This window comes from Shouchella oshimensis, from assembly GCF_002019765.1.
In the GTDB taxonomy this organism is placed as follows: Bacteria; Bacillota; Bacilli; order Bacillales; family Bacillaceae_D; genus Shouchella; species Shouchella oshimensis.
Genome location: NZ_KV917380.1, coordinates 3066085 through 3081425, shown reverse-complemented (window position 1 = coordinate 3081425; position 15341 = coordinate 3066085). Strand labels below are relative to the sequence as shown.

At 40.6% G+C, this 15341-nt stretch carries 16 protein-coding genes and 1 riboswitch; of the genes, 12 read left to right on the top strand and 4 right to left on the bottom strand.

Going from position 1 to position 15341, the window contains the following annotated elements; translation table 11 throughout:
* Positions 1–34: 34 nt before the first annotated feature.
* The 3 genes from BK583_RS15615 to BK583_RS15605 are packed head-to-tail and all read right to left on the bottom strand — an operon-like array spanning position 35 to position 2327.
* On the bottom strand, positions 35–1081 hold the full coding sequence (locus BK583_RS15615; protein WP_055736959.1) for a hypothetical protein: 1047 nt from the start codon (positions 1079–1081) through the stop codon (positions 35–37).
* A gap of 15 nt (positions 1082–1096) precedes the next feature.
* Positions 1097–2011, bottom strand: coding sequence for a permease prefix domain 1-containing protein (locus BK583_RS15610; protein ID WP_055736960.1), 915 nt, complete (start codon positions 2009–2011; stop codon positions 1097–1099).
* A complete protein-coding gene (locus BK583_RS15605; RefSeq protein WP_038477833.1) occupies positions 2001–2327 on the bottom strand; it encodes a PadR family transcriptional regulator in 327 nt (108 codons plus the stop codon). The genes BK583_RS15610 and BK583_RS15605 overlap by 11 nt, the downstream gene beginning before the upstream one ends.
* 176 nt (positions 2328–2503) lie before the next feature.
* On the opposite strand from BK583_RS15605, the gene BK583_RS15600 reads away from it, so the two are divergent.
* The 4 genes from BK583_RS15600 to BK583_RS15585 all read left to right on the top strand — a co-directional run bounded on the left by BK583_RS15600 (position 2504) and on the right by BK583_RS15585 (position 5768).
* On the top strand, positions 2504–3604 hold the full coding sequence (locus BK583_RS15600; RefSeq protein ID WP_055736961.1) for a type III polyketide synthase: 1101 nt from the start codon (positions 2504–2506) through the stop codon (positions 3602–3604).
* Entirely contained in the window at positions 3601–4155 is a 555-nt protein-coding gene (locus BK583_RS15595) for an isoprenylcysteine carboxyl methyltransferase family protein (RefSeq protein ID WP_236702439.1), read from the top strand. The genes BK583_RS15600 and BK583_RS15595 overlap by 4 nt, the downstream gene beginning before the upstream one ends.
* A gap of 366 nt (positions 4156–4521) precedes the next feature.
* Positions 4522–5394 (top strand): sugar phosphate isomerase/epimerase family protein, encoded by an 873-nt coding sequence (locus BK583_RS15590; protein WP_055736962.1) that lies wholly within the window; start codon positions 4522–4524, stop codon positions 5392–5394.
* A gap of 170 nt (positions 5395–5564) precedes the next feature.
* Complete coding sequence (locus tag BK583_RS15585) at positions 5565–5768, top strand: NETI motif-containing protein (RefSeq protein ID WP_055736963.1); 204 nt, start codon at positions 5565–5567, stop codon at positions 5766–5768.
* A 50-nt stretch (positions 5769–5818) separates the two neighbouring features.
* Here the strand turns inward: BK583_RS15585 and BK583_RS15580 are convergent, their stop codons facing one another.
* A complete protein-coding gene (locus BK583_RS15580; RefSeq protein ID WP_055736964.1) occupies positions 5819–6553 on the bottom strand; it encodes a hypothetical protein in 735 nt (244 codons plus the stop codon).
* Positions 6554–6725: 172 nt separating this feature from the next.
* Positions 6726–6827: riboswitch (purine riboswitch) on the top strand.
* Between the two features lie 98 nt (positions 6828–6925).
* On the opposite strand from BK583_RS15580, the gene purE reads away from it, so the two are divergent.
* From purE to purF, 8 genes are all read left to right on the top strand, one after another.
* Positions 6926–7417: a 5-(carboxyamino)imidazole ribonucleotide mutase gene (purE, locus tag BK583_RS15575; RefSeq protein WP_038477857.1), complete on the top strand. Its 492-nt coding sequence runs from the start codon at positions 6926–6928 to the stop codon at positions 7415–7417.
* A complete protein-coding gene (gene purK / locus BK583_RS15570) occupies positions 7414–8559 on the top strand; it encodes a 5-(carboxyamino)imidazole ribonucleotide synthase (RefSeq protein WP_055736965.1) in 1146 nt (381 codons plus the stop codon). Before purE ends, purK begins: the two co-directional genes overlap by 4 nt.
* Positions 8556–9854 carry an adenylosuccinate lyase gene (gene purB, locus BK583_RS15565; protein ID WP_038477863.1) on the top strand — a complete coding sequence of 433 codons (1299 nt, stop codon included), beginning with the start codon at positions 8556–8558 and terminating at the stop codon, positions 9852–9854. Before purK ends, purB begins: the two co-directional genes overlap by 4 nt.
* Before the next feature lie 28 nt (positions 9855–9882).
* The gene (gene purC / locus BK583_RS15560) at positions 9883–10593 is read left to right on the top strand and encodes a phosphoribosylaminoimidazolesuccinocarboxamide synthase (protein WP_055736966.1); all 711 of its coding nucleotides are present in this window, start codon (positions 9883–9885) and stop codon (positions 10591–10593) included.
* A 208-nt stretch (positions 10594–10801) separates the two neighbouring features.
* Positions 10802–11053 carry a phosphoribosylformylglycinamidine synthase subunit PurS gene (purS, locus tag BK583_RS15555; protein ID WP_055736967.1) on the top strand — a complete coding sequence of 84 codons (252 nt, stop codon included), beginning with the start codon at positions 10802–10804 and terminating at the stop codon, positions 11051–11053.
* A complete protein-coding gene (gene purQ / locus BK583_RS15550; RefSeq protein ID WP_038477872.1) occupies positions 11050–11733 on the top strand; it encodes a phosphoribosylformylglycinamidine synthase subunit PurQ in 684 nt (227 codons plus the stop codon). The genes purS and purQ overlap by 4 nt, the downstream gene beginning before the upstream one ends.
* Positions 11717–13939, top strand: a complete 2223-nt coding sequence (purL, locus tag BK583_RS15545; RefSeq protein ID WP_055736968.1) for a phosphoribosylformylglycinamidine synthase subunit PurL — start codon at positions 11717–11719, stop codon at positions 13937–13939. Before purQ ends, purL begins: the two co-directional genes overlap by 17 nt.
* A complete protein-coding gene (gene purF, locus BK583_RS15540) occupies positions 13915–15327 on the top strand; it encodes an amidophosphoribosyltransferase (RefSeq protein WP_055736969.1) in 1413 nt (470 codons plus the stop codon). Before purL ends, purF begins: the two co-directional genes overlap by 25 nt.
* Positions 15328–15341: the final 14 nt, after the last annotated feature.

The window sequence follows — 15341 nt, the reverse complement described above, 5'->3', positions numbered from 1 at the left end:
AGAGCCCTTTTAAAAAAAATTATTCTGCTTCAGTTTACGGCGTTACATTGATTTCATCAATTGTGCCGGTCTCTAGCTCATAGCGATGTAAGGAGAATGCATTGCCGCCACGATAAGCTTGTGTTCGATTGACATAATAGAGAATGTCATTCCCAGGAGCACGAAGATATTCTATACCATTTTCGTTTAAACCAAGGCGCTTGCCTTCTTCTCGATTTACTAATGAAAAAGGGACGAGATCATAGTCGAAGACGCCATCATAGTCTTCATAATTGAGGATTGTTTGATAAAGCAGTCCGTCTTCAACTTGCACAAAATCAGTAATAGGTTCGATTTTATCCGGGTTAGACACAAGTTCGAGTTGCAATGGCTGCTCTGTCGGGTCAGTCTCGTATATGCGCTCAACTGCTTCATACATTGTATCAACTGTCCAGTTGCTTTGGTCGTCAGGTAAAATCAGCATCAGTGTGCCATCTTCTGTTGCTTGCATGGATGAGGGCGTCATATATGAGCCATTGTAAATCTCTGCAAGCTGTCCGTCTTCTATCAAATAAAGTGCAGAATGGCTACCACTTTCGGCTTTTTGAGGTTCTACATTTTGACTAATATCTTCTCCTGTTGCGATAAATTGCTCTTTTGCTGGAATATAGACTAAGTCGAGGAGCACACCGCGGGCTTTGGCAATCACTTTTCGTTCATTTGTAATCAGATCAAGCGAATAAATCGTTCTATAGGCGAACTCGGCAATCTTATCATACTGATTGTCTCTATATTCATAGCCAGTTGTTTCAATAAAAGCAGCCGTATGGTCATCGACAAAAATGGGGCTATATAAATAAGCGTCTAGATCAGAGTCAAATAAAGTGACGTTATGATCATTATTTTTCTGAAAAGATAATGTTTCAACGTTATCTTTTTTCGTTACAACTAACAAATCTTCTTTTGCATTCACATCGTATACGCCTGTAAAAGCAGGTTCGGTTTCTTGAGACGACGTAACAAAAAAGCCGACCGTCATAAAAAGGAAACAAGAACCAAAAAGTGCGATTAAAGAGAGGAGAAGCGTTTTTTTATTTGTCATAGGAAAGCACCTCCATTAGTCAAAAATCTGAATAGGATAGATCACTCTAAAAAGCAGATCATTTAAATCACTCGCTAACAGCTCTGGAAGATAAATTGGGAATATAAGAGCAGCAAGATAGAGCAGCGCGTAAATCCACAGGAAATAGCAAATGTTTAACCATTTAGAGCTTTTATTGGCCAACCGTATTTGAATCGCGTAAACGATGCCCCAAATGATAAACGGAAAAGACATGTTTAATAGCAAAATTGGATGTAAATCACCGAATAGTAAGAAAGCAAACAGAATAAATCCGATTCCTATTAACAATAGAAATCCAATCGTGATATTGACAGTATGAATGATTCTTTTTTTAATCACGCTGCTGTTACCAAAAGAGTAAGTTAAGGCAGTTCTGTATATTAAGAAAATCGTTCCGCCTAGAATAGAATAAAACACAATATGCCAGGAAAGTCCGTCATTGAAATGTGGAAAAGCAAAAACAAACATCAGGAGTAAATGTAGGACAAGAGAAAGGTTAAGCCACAGTTTTCGATTCACAATATAAGTTTTATTTAACGAAAAAAAGAGAATAAGCGCATGCGCGATCGCCGGCATAAATAGCCAGTAATTGGCGACATTTTCTACGAAAAGAATAGAAAAGTACTGCACACAAACAAATAAGTATGAGCCGAGGGCCAATATAAGCAAAAGCTCTCTTCGGTAGGGAAACATTGCTTGTTGAAGACCATCTCCAATTGTTGCTTCATGACCGAATTCTTTCATCGCCATTTCCTCCGCTTCTTTTTCGGTATAACCTTGCTCAACATACGTTTGTTTGATAAGCGTTAAATGATCGTACATTTCATCAAACATATCTTGACGTTCTTCTTTTGGACAATCAGTTTGGTTGACAATCCGCAGCAGATAGGTATTCATTTTAGCGCTCATAAGAGGCTCCCGTGCGCTTGATAAGCTGGCTTAACGTTGCCCAATCTTTTTGCTTACGTTGTAATTCTTTTCTACCATCTTCCGTGATCGTGTAATACTTTCTACGCGAACCAGCACTGTCGTTCCAATACGATGAAATCCATTCTTTCTTTTCCATTCGTTTTAGCGCTGGGTAGAGCGTACCTTCACTCATGTTATATGTTTCATCACTAAGCGTCTTTAATTTTTTCGTCATTTCATAGCCATATAAGTCTTTCGCTTCAATCAGTGAGAGAAGAAGAAAGTCGATGCTACCTTTCATCATTTCTTTATCCATTTCGTATCCACCCTTTCAACCCATGCATCGTATAACAATGGTATTGGAAATACAACCCAATTATTAATGAAAAGTGTGTAATGGTAGAACGACTTTTATTTGGAAAAAGTAGTCATGCTCTCATACATTGTCAGCTTTTGGATAATCTAATAAGACTATATTGAGGAGGACTACTTATGCCCGCTATATTGTCTGTTGCCACTGCTGATTTACCATACGAGCTACCACAACATCAAACGATGGAATTTGCCAAAGAGTTATTCTCGGAGAGCTTCCAGGATATTGAACGTTTATTAAAGGTGTTCGCAAATGGGGAAATACGCAAACGTCATTTCTCTCAACCGATGGAATGGTTTAAAGAGGATCATCCCTTAGGGGATCGCAATCGTTGTTATATTGAAGATGCTACGACCTATAGTGCAATGGCAATTGAGTCATGTTTAGAAATGGGGACATTCTTAAAAAAAAGTATACAACCTAGTGAAATTGATGCAATCGTTTTTGTATCAAGTACAGGCATGTCTACTCCCTCATTAGATGCACGGATTATGAACAAGCTTCCTTTTCGTACAGATACAAAGCGAATACCGTTATGGGGACTTGGCTGCGCAGGAGGAGCTGCTGGGTTGAGTCGAGGTTATGAGTATTGTTTGGCTTATCCTAAATCAGCGGTGCTTGTTGTTTGTGTCGAGCTTTGTGGACTAACCTTTCAAAAGGATGATCATTCTAAAAGCAATCTTATTGGGACATCGCTCTTTGCTGATGGGGTCGCTTGCGCCTTGCTAGTTGGTGATCAATCACCACTTCTAAAAGAACGGAAACAAGAAGAATATGTAGCGATTCAGTCAACTCAATCAACGTTGATGCCAGATTCGGAGGATGTAATGGGTTGGGATGTGCAGAATAACGGTTTAAACGTTGTTTTTTCAAGGAGCATTCCCTCTATTGTTTCAAATTGGTTAGAACCTGTTGTCACCGATTACTTAAAGAAAGAAGATGTAGCTCTTGAAGACATTGACGCATTCATTGCTCACCCTGGTGGAAAAAAGGTGCTGGAAGCCTACGAAAAGGCTCTGAAATTCTCATCTGAGAAAACGGCGCTTTCCCGTTTCGTGTTAAGTGAATATGGCAATATGTCATCGCCGACGGTTTTGTATGTTTTAAAAGCGTGCATGGAGCAGGAACATGAACAAGGTGAAAAAGGATTAATTGCTGCACTTGGGCCTGGTTTTTGTTCAGAAATGCTCTTAGTAGAATGGCGAGGTGAAGGTGCTTGATATGGGTATATGGCATAATCTCCATTATTATTGTACAACGATTAATTGAAGTTGTTGTAGCAAAAAGAAACGAACGTTGGATGAAAAGCATTGGCGGTATTGAAGCAGGTAAAGCGCATTATCGTTGGATGGTTGCTCTTCACGTTAGTTTCTTTGTTGCTTTGCTTTTAGAAGTAACCTTTACAACGCCAAGCCTTACGAATAGTAGTGTAGTGGCTCTATCAATCGTTATCGTAGCCCAGAGTATTCGTATTTGGGCGTTAACTTCTTTAGGAAGATATTGGAATACAAAAATTATTGTTTTGCCCGATGCGCCTGTTGTTGAAAAAGGTCCGTATCGCTTTCTTCGTCATCCTAATTATGCAGTCGTTATTACAGAGATTGCGTTTGTTCCGCTTATTTTTCAAGCGTACTGGACAGCAATCCTCTTTACATTATTGAACGCATGGATGTTAAGGGTGCGCATTGAAGTGGAAGAAGAAGCGCTTAATCATATGACAGGTAATTATACGGAGCGATTTGAGCGGAAAAAGCGGTTTTGGTTTGTCTGATAAATGGGTTCCATAGAAAAAACGATAGAGCAGTAGAATGAAGGAGTTTTCTTTTAATCAATAAGTGTTGCTTCTGCATCGCTTCATGATTAAAAGGACTCTTTTTTTAAAGGGTAAAAGTCATAAAAGTAAATCTTTCTAGATTCGTATACTTTGTAAACTAACTTTTATAACTATACGTTGATTAAAAGACATAATTCCTTTGTTTTATAAAAAAAGATTATTTCTCTCGATCTTTTTAAAGGGATTTTGATAAGTTAAGACGTAATGTACGCATAACAGTTTTTTTTAGCATCTTTTACAATGAAATAAATGAAAAAAGCAAGCAACCGTATATGATTTAAGTAAAAAAGGGGAGGAAATACAATGAAAGTAGGTATTAGTTCATATAGTTTATATCAAGCGATGCAGGCAGGGGAAATGACAATTTTAGATGTAATTGATTATGTAGCCGAGACAGGAGCAGAGCATATTGAGATTGTACCTGTTGGATTTGACTTGCTCAATAACATTGAGTTAGTGGATGAGATTAAAAGCAGGGCGAACGATAAAGGATTAGAGATTTCCAATTATGCAGTAGGAGCAAATTTCATTCAACATTCTAAAGAAGCATACGACGAAGCGATTAATAGTGTAAAGCAGCACGTGGATATAGCCGCTCGATTGGGAGCAAAGCGAATGCGTCATGATGTAGCAAGCCGTAATCTTAACGAAACAACCTATGCATTTTTTGAAGAAGATTTGCCTTTGCTTATTCAAGCTTGTCGAGAAATAGCAGACTATGCAAAGCAATATAATATCATTACAAGTGTGGAAAATCACGGCTTTTATATCCAAGCAAGTGAACGAGTGTTGCGACTTGTTCGAGCTGTTGATCGAGATAATTTTAAAACAACCCTTGATGTAGGTAATTTTCTCTGTGTAGATGAAGATCCGTTCGTTGGAGTAGCGAACAATCTTCCTTATGCGTCGATGGTTCATTTTAAAGACTTCTATTATCGAAAGGCAGACGACTTACCAATCAAAGAAGGTTGGCTACAAACAACCTCAGGTCGTTACTTGCGAGGTGCTATTGTGGGACAAGGTGACATTCCGATTCGAGAGATTGTTGCATATATGCAAGAAAAGAATTATGAAGGCTATGTCTCAATTGAATTCGAGGGAATGGAGGCGTGCCAAAAAGGAGCAAAGTTGGGTTTGGATGCCATTAAGCATTTATGGAAAGAGAGAGTAAAGTAGCAACAGCATGAACAGGTGGTTTTGTCAGTGAAGCGAGCTAACCAGAAACTCAATTAGATACGCTCCTCTTTTAGACTTAGAACAACTGTACCTTAGAAGAATTTGAACCGGTTAGGAGAAGCAATTGTGATACACTACAGGTAAGTACGCGAAAAAGGTAGGGTATTAGAATGAAGAAAAAGCAGCGGTTTGAAGTAAAGGACGACGAAACAATAGACGAGTGCTTGCAACGAATGCAGCAGCTAGGTTATCAACCGATAAAACGAATGGAAAAACCTGTTTTTACAGAAGTAAAAGGAAAAGATCCAGTATGGAAAAAGCAACAAATTATGTTTGAGGGCATTCTCACTGAGAGCCAACAAGAAAAGAGCTAGCTATACTCGTAAAGCCCTACTGTGAATGATTCACAGTGGGGCTTTTTGTCTTATTTTCTTTTAGCAATAAATGCTTGAGTGAAATAGTGTGGAAAGACGGCATGGGCAAGCATTGTTATACCGTTTAACATAAGTAGCAAAGCGAAGAAAACAACGAGCATATCACTATGCGTAAAAAGCAACGTCAATAAATAAAGAAGAAAACCGTTTAAAATCGTTGACGGGAATAGTGATTTGGTTAAGCTTATTAGAAATGTAGATGGAGCTGCGATAAGTAGAAAAAAGAAAGCAAAGGCTAGTAAATGGAAGTCACTCAAACCAAAAAACACAACTAGAATGGGTGTAGCCCAACATGCCATAAGCACGCCAATCGTGATAGATGAAAGCCAAAATGAGGGAACCTCCAATTCTTTTTGAAAAAACCCTCGCCAACCAATCTCTAAAAACGCGGTAATGAAGAAAAGATAAAACCACCATTGGTGAAACACTCCAAATTCATTTGGAAAAGAGATGATGTATAGGCCAAAAAAGACGAATGGTATAAATAGGCTCAGCACCCATGCAGGCGTTGGTTTTGCTGTTAAAAATAAAGAGTGAGCTAAAGAGTGGTTTGTAGTCGATTCATGCACAATGACAGCAGATACAGCTGGTGCTAGACATGCAAAAAATAAAAAATACTGAGGAGGCAAATCAGGTCTTGCTAATAGTAAGGCAACCATACTCCAAGATAAGCCAAAAGCGATAAATAAAAAGGATCGTTTAATTCGCTGTTCAAAGGAGCGCACCTTGTTTCCTCCTTTCTATAGGCATTTACCATAGCTTATGCAAATGTAGAAAGAAAGTGAGTCTTTTCCCATTTGAGTTAAAAGCGAACATTGTGAAAAGACAATTGTATAAATGTTCGACTATATGTTGACATTAGCTCGATTCCTGCGTAAACTGAAAGTGCGAATTGGAATGAAAACGAATATATCACCTCATATAATCTCAGGGATATGGCCTGAACGTTTCTACCTAACGACCGTAAATTGTTAGACTATGGGGAAAGACAAAAGCGCTTATTTAGGCTTTAACGACACAGTTGTCGTCTTTTCTCTTATGTAGATTTGGACGAACTGTGTTTTTCTTTTTTTAGAAAAAAATATCGGGGGATGAAGATGAACCAACCACGAATTGGCGTCATAATGGGAAGTACGTCAGATTGGCCGACGATGAAACACGCATGTGATGTATTAGACGAATTAGGTATTGCGTATGAAAAAGAAGTTGTTTCTGCTCATCGAACGCCAGATTTAATGTTTGAATATGCAGAGCAAGCCCTTCATAAAGGGTTAAATGTGATTATTGCTGGCGCAGGAGGCGCAGCTCACTTACCGGGAATGGTAGCTGCTAAGACGACGGTACCTGTTATAGGTGTGCCAGTTCAATCGAAGGCATTGAATGGGTTGGACTCCCTTCTTTCGATTGTACAAATGCCTGGAGGGGTTCCAGTTGCTACGGTTGCAATTGGTAAAGCAGGAGCAACAAATGCAGGACTTTTAGCAGCGCAAATCTTAGGGATAGAAGATAAACGTATACAGGAACGTCTGCAAGCAAGACGAGAAAGAATAAGACAGACGGTGATGGATCATCGAGGTGAATTACAATGACCATTGTGAAACCAGGAAGCACGATTGGCATTATTGGTGGGGGTCAGTTAGGTAGGATGATGGCATTGTCTGCAAAAGCAATGGGGTATCGGATTGCAGTGCTTGATCCAACCCCTGACGCACCTTGTGCTCAAGTAGCAGACCATGTCATTACAGCTTCTTATGATGATTATGAAGCTTGTAAAGAATTGGCGTCAATAAGTGATGTTATTACGTATGAATTTGAAAATATCGATGAACAAGCAGCTGCACAATTATTGGCAGTTAGTGATTTTCCACAAGGATATAAAGTGCTAGCGACAACGCAGCATCGATTAAAGGAAAAACAAGCATTACGTCACCTTCACGTACCTGTCGCACCGTTTGCGGCTATTCAATCCCTTCACGATCTAGAAGAAGCCGTTGCAATAACGAACTTTCCAGCAGTAGTGAAAACGTGCCGAGGTGGATACGATGGAAAAGGACAAAAAGTTGTTCATACATGGGACGAACTAACAGATGCCGCTGAGCATCTCCTTACCTATGGCGAGCTTGTTATAGAGGCTTTTGTTCCCTTTACTTGTGAAGTTTCAGTAATTGCGACTAAATCAAGGAATGGTGAGATTTCGGTTTTTCCACTAGTTGAAAACGAACACCAAGACAGTATTTTACATCGTACAATTGCACCGGCTCGTGTTAGTGAAGTAGTGGAAAAAGAAGCAAAACAAATTGCCATGCAGATTGTTGAAGGACTCGAAGTAGTTGGGACATTAGCAGTTGAAATGTTTGTGACAGATGATAACAAACTAGTCGTTAATGAACTTGCCCCTAGACCGCACAATTCTGGGCATTATACAATAGAGGCTTGTAAGACCTCTCAATTTGAACAGCATATCCGTGCCATTTGTGGATTACCACTTGGTGAAACAACATTGCTCACACCTGCAGTTATGGAAAATCTGCTCGGCGAGCATGTGGCACCACTGATGGAACGGTTAAATGAACTGAATCGCATTTCCCTCCATTTATATGGAAAGAAAGAAGCAAAATGGAAGCGGAAGATGGGGCATTTAACAGTGCTTGGTGAAGATTCAACCAGGTGTTTGCAAATCCTTGATGCATTTTGGGAGAAAAAAATGAAAGTCTTGGAGGAAATAGAATGATTGAACGTTATACTCGTCCTGAAATGGGTGCCATTTGGACCGATGAAAACCGTTATCAAGCATGGCTAGAAGTGGAAATTGTAGCGTGTGAAGCGTGGGCGGAGCTTGGAGAAATCCCGGAAGAAGATGTGAAGAAAATTCGTGAAAATGCGAGCTTCGATGTAAATCGAATCTTAGAAATTGAAGAGGAAACGCGTCATGATGTTGTTGCCTTTACTCGAGCCGTTTCAGAAACATTAGGTGAAGAACGCAAATGGGTGCACTACGGTCTTACATCAACAGATGTTGTTGATACAGCGTTATCCTACTTGTTGAAGCAAGCAAATGATATTCTTGCAGCTGACTTAAATCGATTCTTAGACATTATTAAACAAAAAGCAAATGAACATAAATTTACTATTATGATGGGCCGTACTCATGGTGTGCATGCTGAACCAACGACATTTGGTCTAAAGCTTGCCTTATGGTATGAAGAAATGAAGCGTAATATTGAACGTTTTGAACATGCAGCAGAGGGTGTTCGTTTTGGAAAACTATCTGGAGCTGTCGGAACCTATGCGAATATTGATCCACGTGTAGAAGAAATCGTTTGTAAGAAACTTGGACTAAATCCAGCGCCAATTTCTACACAGACACTACAGCGTGACCGTCACGCGGAATATATGGCAAGTTTGGCTCTTATTGCTACGTCTATTGAAAAATTCGCTGTTGAAATTCGTGGACTTCAAAAAAGCGAACTTCGAGAAGTAGAAGAGTATTTTGCAAAAGGGCAAAAAGGTTCATCAGCCATGCCACATAAACGAAATCCTATTGGCTCTGAAAATATGACTGGCTTGGCTCGACTTATTCGAGGCTATATGAATACTGCTTATGACAATGTTGTACTCTGGCATGAGCGTGACATTTCTCACTCGTCAGCGGAGCGTGTTATTTTACCAGATGCAACGATTACATTAAATTACATGTTAAATCGTTTCGGAAACATTGTGAAGAACTTAACGGTGTTCCCTGAGAATATGAAGCGAAATATGACACGTACGTACGGATTAATTTATTCCCAGCGTGTATTACTCAGTTTAATTGATAAAGGAATGGTACGTGAAGAAGCGTATGATTTAGTTCAGCCTAAAGCGACTCAAGCTTGGGAAGAAGGCGTACAATTCCGCGAACTCATTGAAAGTGAGCCGAGAATCACCGACGTGCTTTCCAATGAAGAATTAGATGAGTGCTTTAATTATGAACACCATATGAAACACGTGGATACCATTTTTAATCGTTTAGGAATAAGCGAGTAAAATTCGTTAACGAAGGGCTGATGACAACGTGACAAAACAAGACTTGCTCTATGAAGGTAAGGCTAAACGCATTTATCGGACAGAAGAGGCAGATACGCTTTGGGTGGAGTATAAAGATGAAGCAACTGCATTCAATGGTGAAAAGAAAGATACGCTTTTAGGCAAAGCAAAGCTGAATAACGAGATTTCTTCGCATCTATTTATGCGTCTTGCGGAGCAAGGGATTCCGTCTCACTTTATTCGGAGATTATCTGACACAGAACAGCTTGTCAAACAAGTAACGATTATCCCCCTAGAAGTGGTTGTCCGTAATGTGGTAGCAGGCAGTATGGCAAAACGTCTTGGAATACAAGAAGGAACAGCCCTTCCAAGACCCATTGTTGAATTTTACTATAAAGACGATGCCCTCGGTGATCCTTTGATCACTGAGGACCATATCGGTCTTTTAGAAGCAGCGAGTCAAGATGAAGTAGAAACGTTAAAAGAGATGGCATTAGCAGTCAATGAACAGTTGAGTGAATTATTTGACGGTATTAACGTTCGTTTAATTGATTTCAAACTTGAATTTGGACGCGTAAAAGAAGGAACCATCCTTTTAGCAGATGAAATCTCACCTGATACATGTCGATTGTGGGATAAAGATACGAACCAACGACTGGATAAAGATTTGTTTCGACGTAATATTGGTAATCTTCAAGAAGGTTATCAAGAGATTTTAAATCGATTAATAACGACATAATGTATGTTTGGACTCGTTTCATTAGAAAACAGAATTAATAAAATTGGCGACGACTCTTGCAAGGGACAACACGCTTTTGGAAACAATGAAGTGAGAAAATGATGCGTAATGGTGGAGATCGTGCCTAGGGAAAGCGTCTGCCAATTAAAGTAGAGATGATCTTCTATCTAAGCGAATGATCAACTAAACGACCAACGGGGGTAACGACATGTATAAAGTGAAGGTGTATGTAACATTGCGTGAAAGTGTACTAGATCCACAAGGAGTTGCTGTAAAAGATGCACTCCACACAATGGATTATGCAGAAGTAGCAGATGTTCGAATTGGGAAGTATTTAGAGCTACAACTTGAAGATGTGGCAAATGTAGATGAGCGAGTAAAAGAAATGTGTGAAAAGTTACTTGCGAATACGGTTATAGAAGATTACCGCTTTGATGTGGAGGAGGTTGTCCCATCATGAAGTTTGCCGTCATTGTATTTCCCGGTTCTAACTGTGATGCCGATATGTACCATGCCATAAAAGATGGATTAGGTGAAGAGGTAGAGTATGTTTTTCATACAGAGACATCATTAGATGGATATGATGCCGTGTTGTTACCAGGTGGATTCTCTCATGGAGACTACTTGCGCTCTGGTGCGATTGCTCGTTTTGCTCCAATTATGCCAGCTGTTATTGAGGCAGCGAATGCTGGAAAGCCGGTGCTTGGGGTTTGTAACGGTTTTCAAATTCTACTAGAATCAGGGTTATTGCCAGGAGCGATGAAGCGTAACATTGATTTAAAATTTATTTGTCGCAACGTTGAACTTCTAGTAGAAAACAATGAGACAGTATTCACATCTTCATACAATCAGGGGGAAACCATTCTTATTCCAGTTGCTCATGGTGAAGGGAATTATGAGTGTGATGATGAAACATATGAGCAAATGTTAGCAAACAAGCAAATTGTTTTTCGTTACAACGAGCATGTAAATGGTTCAAAAGCGCAAATTGCCGGAATTGTAAATGAACGAGGGAATGTGCTTGGTATGATGCCACACCCTGAGCGGGCAGTCGACTCACTACTCGGAAATCAGCAAGGTCTGGCGCTATTTACATCGATTTTATCCAATTGGAGGGAATCTTATGTCACTACTTCTTGAGCCAAGTGCAGAAGCAATTAAAGAGAAACAACTTTATAAAGAAATGGGATTGACGGATGAAGAATTTGCGTTAGCGGAAAGCATTGTTGGTCGCCCTTTAAACTTTACGGAAACGGGTTTATTTTCCGTTATGTGGTCGGAGCATTGTAGCTATAAAAATTCAAAAGTCTTATTAAAAAAATTCCCAATAGATGGTGAGAAAGTACTGCAAGGTCCAGGTGAAGGTGCTGGTATTATTGATATTGAAGACGAGCAAGCCGTTGTTTTCAAAATTGAAAGTCACAATCATCCATCAGCGATTGAACCATACCAAGGTGCGGCAACAGGCGTTGGTGGGATCTTACGTGATGTGTTTTCAATGGGGGCTCGTCCAATTGCCTTGTTAAATTCTCTGCGTTTTGGAGAGCTACAGTCACCAAAAGTAAAGTATTTGTTTGAAGAAGTAGTAGCGGGTATTGCCGGTTATGGCAACTGTATTGGTGTGCCAACTGTTGGCGGAGAAGTCCAGTTTGATCCTTGTTATGAAGCGAATCCCCTAGTGAATGCGATGTGTGTCGGTTTAATAGATCACAAGGATATTCAAAAAGGGCAGGCTAAAGGGATTGGCAACACGGTTATGTATGTAGGTGCAAGTACTGGTAGAGATGGCATTCATGGCGCAACGTTTGCGTCAGAAGAATTAAGTGATTCTTCCGATGAAAAGCGGCCAGCTGTGCAAGTAGGTGATCCGTTTATGGAGAAGCTGCTTCTTGAGGCATGTCTTGAAGTCGTAAAGTGTGATGCATTAATTGGGATTCAAGATATGGGGGCAGCAGGACTAACATCCTCGTCAGCAGAAATGGCGAGTAAAGCAGGCTCTGGTATTGAAATGAACTTGGACCTTGTTCCTCAGCGGGAATCAGGAATGACACCTTATGAAATGATGTTATCTGAATCACAAGAACGAATGCTACTAGTAGTAGAGAAAGGGCGAGAAGACGAAATCAAAGCCATTTTTGAGCACTGGAATCTCCATGCTGTTGAAGTTGGTGTTGTAACGGATGATTCTCGTTTAAGACTTCTTCATAACGGAGAAGTCGTGGCAGATGTTCCTGTAGATGCTCTTGCAGAAGATGCACCAGTTTATCATAAACCATCACAGGTTCCAGCTTATTTTGAAGCGTTTCAAGCAGAAGCACCATTTGTACCAGACATTTCTGATGCGAAAGAAACCCTTATGCACTTGCTCGCACAACCAACGATTGCAAGTAAAGAGTGGGTTTATCAACAGTATGATCATATGGTACAGACGAATACGGTTGTATCGCCTGGTTCAGATGCGGCAGTTGTGAGAATACGAGGAACAAAGAAAGCACTTGCCATGACAACCGATTGTAACTCACGCTACTTATACTTAGATCCTGAAGTCGGTGGAAAAATTGCGATTGCTGAGGCAGCTAGAAATCTTGTTTGTTCAGGTGCGACACCACTTGGAGTGACCGATTGCTTAAACTATGGGAATCCAGAGAGACCAGAGATTTTTTGGCAACTGGAAAAATCAACAGATGGATTGAGTGAAGCGTGTCGAGTGCTAAATACTCCTGTTATCGGGGGAAATGTTTCGCTCTATAATGAACGCTCTGGAGGAGCCGTTTACCCAACGCCAGTTATAGGAATGGTTGGTCTCATTGAAGATGTGTCTTACATTACGACACAAACAGTAAAAGAGGCTGGAGACATTTTATACGTTATTGGAGAAACAAAGCCAGAGTTTAGTGGAAGCGAGATTCAAAAAGTAAGCCAAGGCACTTTATCAGGAAAAGCACCAGCTATTGATTTAAATGTAGAAAAAAATCGCCAACAGCAACTTTTAGCTGCCATTCAAGCAGGCGTCGTTGCTTCTGCACACGATGTGGCTGAGGGTGGAATGGCTGTCGCAATTGCAGAAAAGCTTTTTGGGACATCTTTTGGCGCACAAGTGGTTTGGACGAATCAAGTAGCCGACTTGTTTGCGGAAAGTCAATCACGCTTCGTTGTAACGGTAAAAGAAACCAACAAACATCAGTTTGAACAAATCGTTTCTGATGCAAAGCCTATTGGAACTGTAACTGCAGAGGAAACACTTCAATTCACAACAGATGGGGAGATCATACTGTCTGCGGAAGTAAAAGAACTTGAGTCAGCTTGGAAAGGGGCTATCCCATGTTTGCTGAAATCAAAGGACTAAATGAAGAGTGTGGTGTGTTTGCAGTCTTTGGTCATAAAGATGCTGCACAAATAACGTACTACGGCTTGCACAGTCTACAACACCGTGGGCAGGAGGGAGCTGGAATCGTCGTATCTGACGGGGAAAAACTCTCTGCTCACAAAGGGCTTGGCCTCGTAAATGATGTCTTTAATCCAGATATTTTAGCAGGTCTGCACGGAAAAGCAGCGATTGGTCATGTTCGCTATGCAACAGCAGGTGGGGGTGGCTATGCGAACGTTCAGCCACTGTTTTTTAACTCTCAAAAAGGTGGCTTGGCTATCGCTCATAACGGAAATTTGGTTAATGCGAATCATCTTAAGCACCAGCTTGAAGCGCAAGGATCGATCTTTCAATCGACGTCTGACACGGAAGTGCTTGCCCATTTAATAAAGCGTAGCGGCTATTTTAGTTTAGAAGATCAAATGAAAAATGCCCTTTCCTCTCTAAAAGGTGCTTACGCATTTGCCGTATTAAATGAACGTCAATTAATGGTTGCGCTAGACCCAAATGGCTTGCGTCCACTATCAATTGGACGGTTAGGTGATGCTTATGTGGTCGCGTCTGAAACGTGTGCGTTTGATATTGTTGGTGCAACCTTTGAGCGTGAAGTATTGCCGGGAGAACTATTAATCATTGATGATACTGGGATGCGAAGCGAGCGCTTTGTTTCTCCAGGGAATCGGGCTATATGCAGTATGGAATACGTGTACTTTGCAAGACCTGATTCAAACGTGGATCACATCAACGTTCATACCGCTCGAAAAAGTTTAGGTAAGCAGCTAGCCATTGAGTCCCCAATTGAAGCGGACGTGGTGACCGGTGTACCAGATTCGAGTATTTCCGCAGCCATTGGCTATGCAGAACAAGCGGGCATTCCTTATGAGCTTGGTATGATTAAGAATCGGTATGTTGGACGGACGTTCATTCAACCATCGCAAGAATTAAGAGAGCAAGGCGTTAAAATGAAACTCTCTCCCGTTCGTGGTGTAGTAGAAGGAAAGCGTGTCGTTATGATTGATGATTCGATTGTACGGGGGACAACGAGTAGACGAATTGTCAACATGTTACGAGAAGCCGGTGCCGTTGAGGTTCATGTACGAATTTCGTCACCGCCGATAAAGAATCCATGCTTTTATGGCATTGATACATCAACAACAGAAGAACTCATTGCTTCTTCTCATTCCATTGAAGAGATGAGAGAAATGATGGGTGCTGATAGCTTGGCGTTTTTATCAACGGATGGGTTGAAAGTAGGGATTGGTCGCTCGGAAGCGATGCATAACTGCGGACAATGTTTAGCTTGCTTTACAGGAGAGTACCCAACGGAAATTTATGCGGATACGCTACATCCACATGCAAAACTTTAAGAGAAGAAGTGGAG

Bases quoted from the DNA above. Each gene is read 5' to 3' on its own strand.
- BK583_RS15615 (WP_055736959.1), bottom strand. From the start codon at position 1,081: ATGACAAATAAAAAAACGCTTCTCCTCTCTTTAATCGCACTTTTTGGT.
- BK583_RS15610 (WP_055736960.1), bottom strand. From the start codon at position 2,011: ATGAGCGCTAAAATGAATACCTATCTGCTGCGGATTGTCAACCAAACT.
- BK583_RS15605 (WP_038477833.1), bottom strand. From the start codon at position 2,327: ATGGATAAAGAAATGATGAAAGGTAGCATCGACTTTCTTCTTCTCTCA.
- BK583_RS15600 (WP_055736961.1), top strand. From the start codon at position 2,504: ATGCCCGCTATATTGTCTGTTGCCACTGCTGATTTACCATACGAGCTA.
- BK583_RS15590 (WP_055736962.1), top strand. From the start codon at position 4,522: ATGAAAGTAGGTATTAGTTCATATAGTTTATATCAAGCGATGCAGGCA.
- BK583_RS15585 (WP_055736963.1), top strand. From the start codon at position 5,565: ATGAAGAAAAAGCAGCGGTTTGAAGTAAAGGACGACGAAACAATAGAC.
- purE (WP_038477857.1), top strand. From the start codon at position 6,926: ATGAACCAACCACGAATTGGCGTCATAATGGGAAGTACGTCAGATTGG.
- purK (WP_055736965.1), top strand. From the start codon at position 7,414: ATGACCATTGTGAAACCAGGAAGCACGATTGGCATTATTGGTGGGGGT.
- purB (WP_038477863.1), top strand. From the start codon at position 8,556: ATGATTGAACGTTATACTCGTCCTGAAATGGGTGCCATTTGGACCGAT.
- purS (WP_055736967.1), top strand. From the start codon at position 10,802: ATGTATAAAGTGAAGGTGTATGTAACATTGCGTGAAAGTGTACTAGAT.
- purQ (WP_038477872.1), top strand. From the start codon at position 11,050: ATGAAGTTTGCCGTCATTGTATTTCCCGGTTCTAACTGTGATGCCGAT.
- purL (WP_055736968.1), top strand. From the start codon at position 11,717: ATGTCACTACTTCTTGAGCCAAGTGCAGAAGCAATTAAAGAGAAACAA.
- purF (WP_055736969.1), top strand. From the start codon at position 13,915: ATGTTTGCTGAAATCAAAGGACTAAATGAAGAGTGTGGTGTGTTTGCA.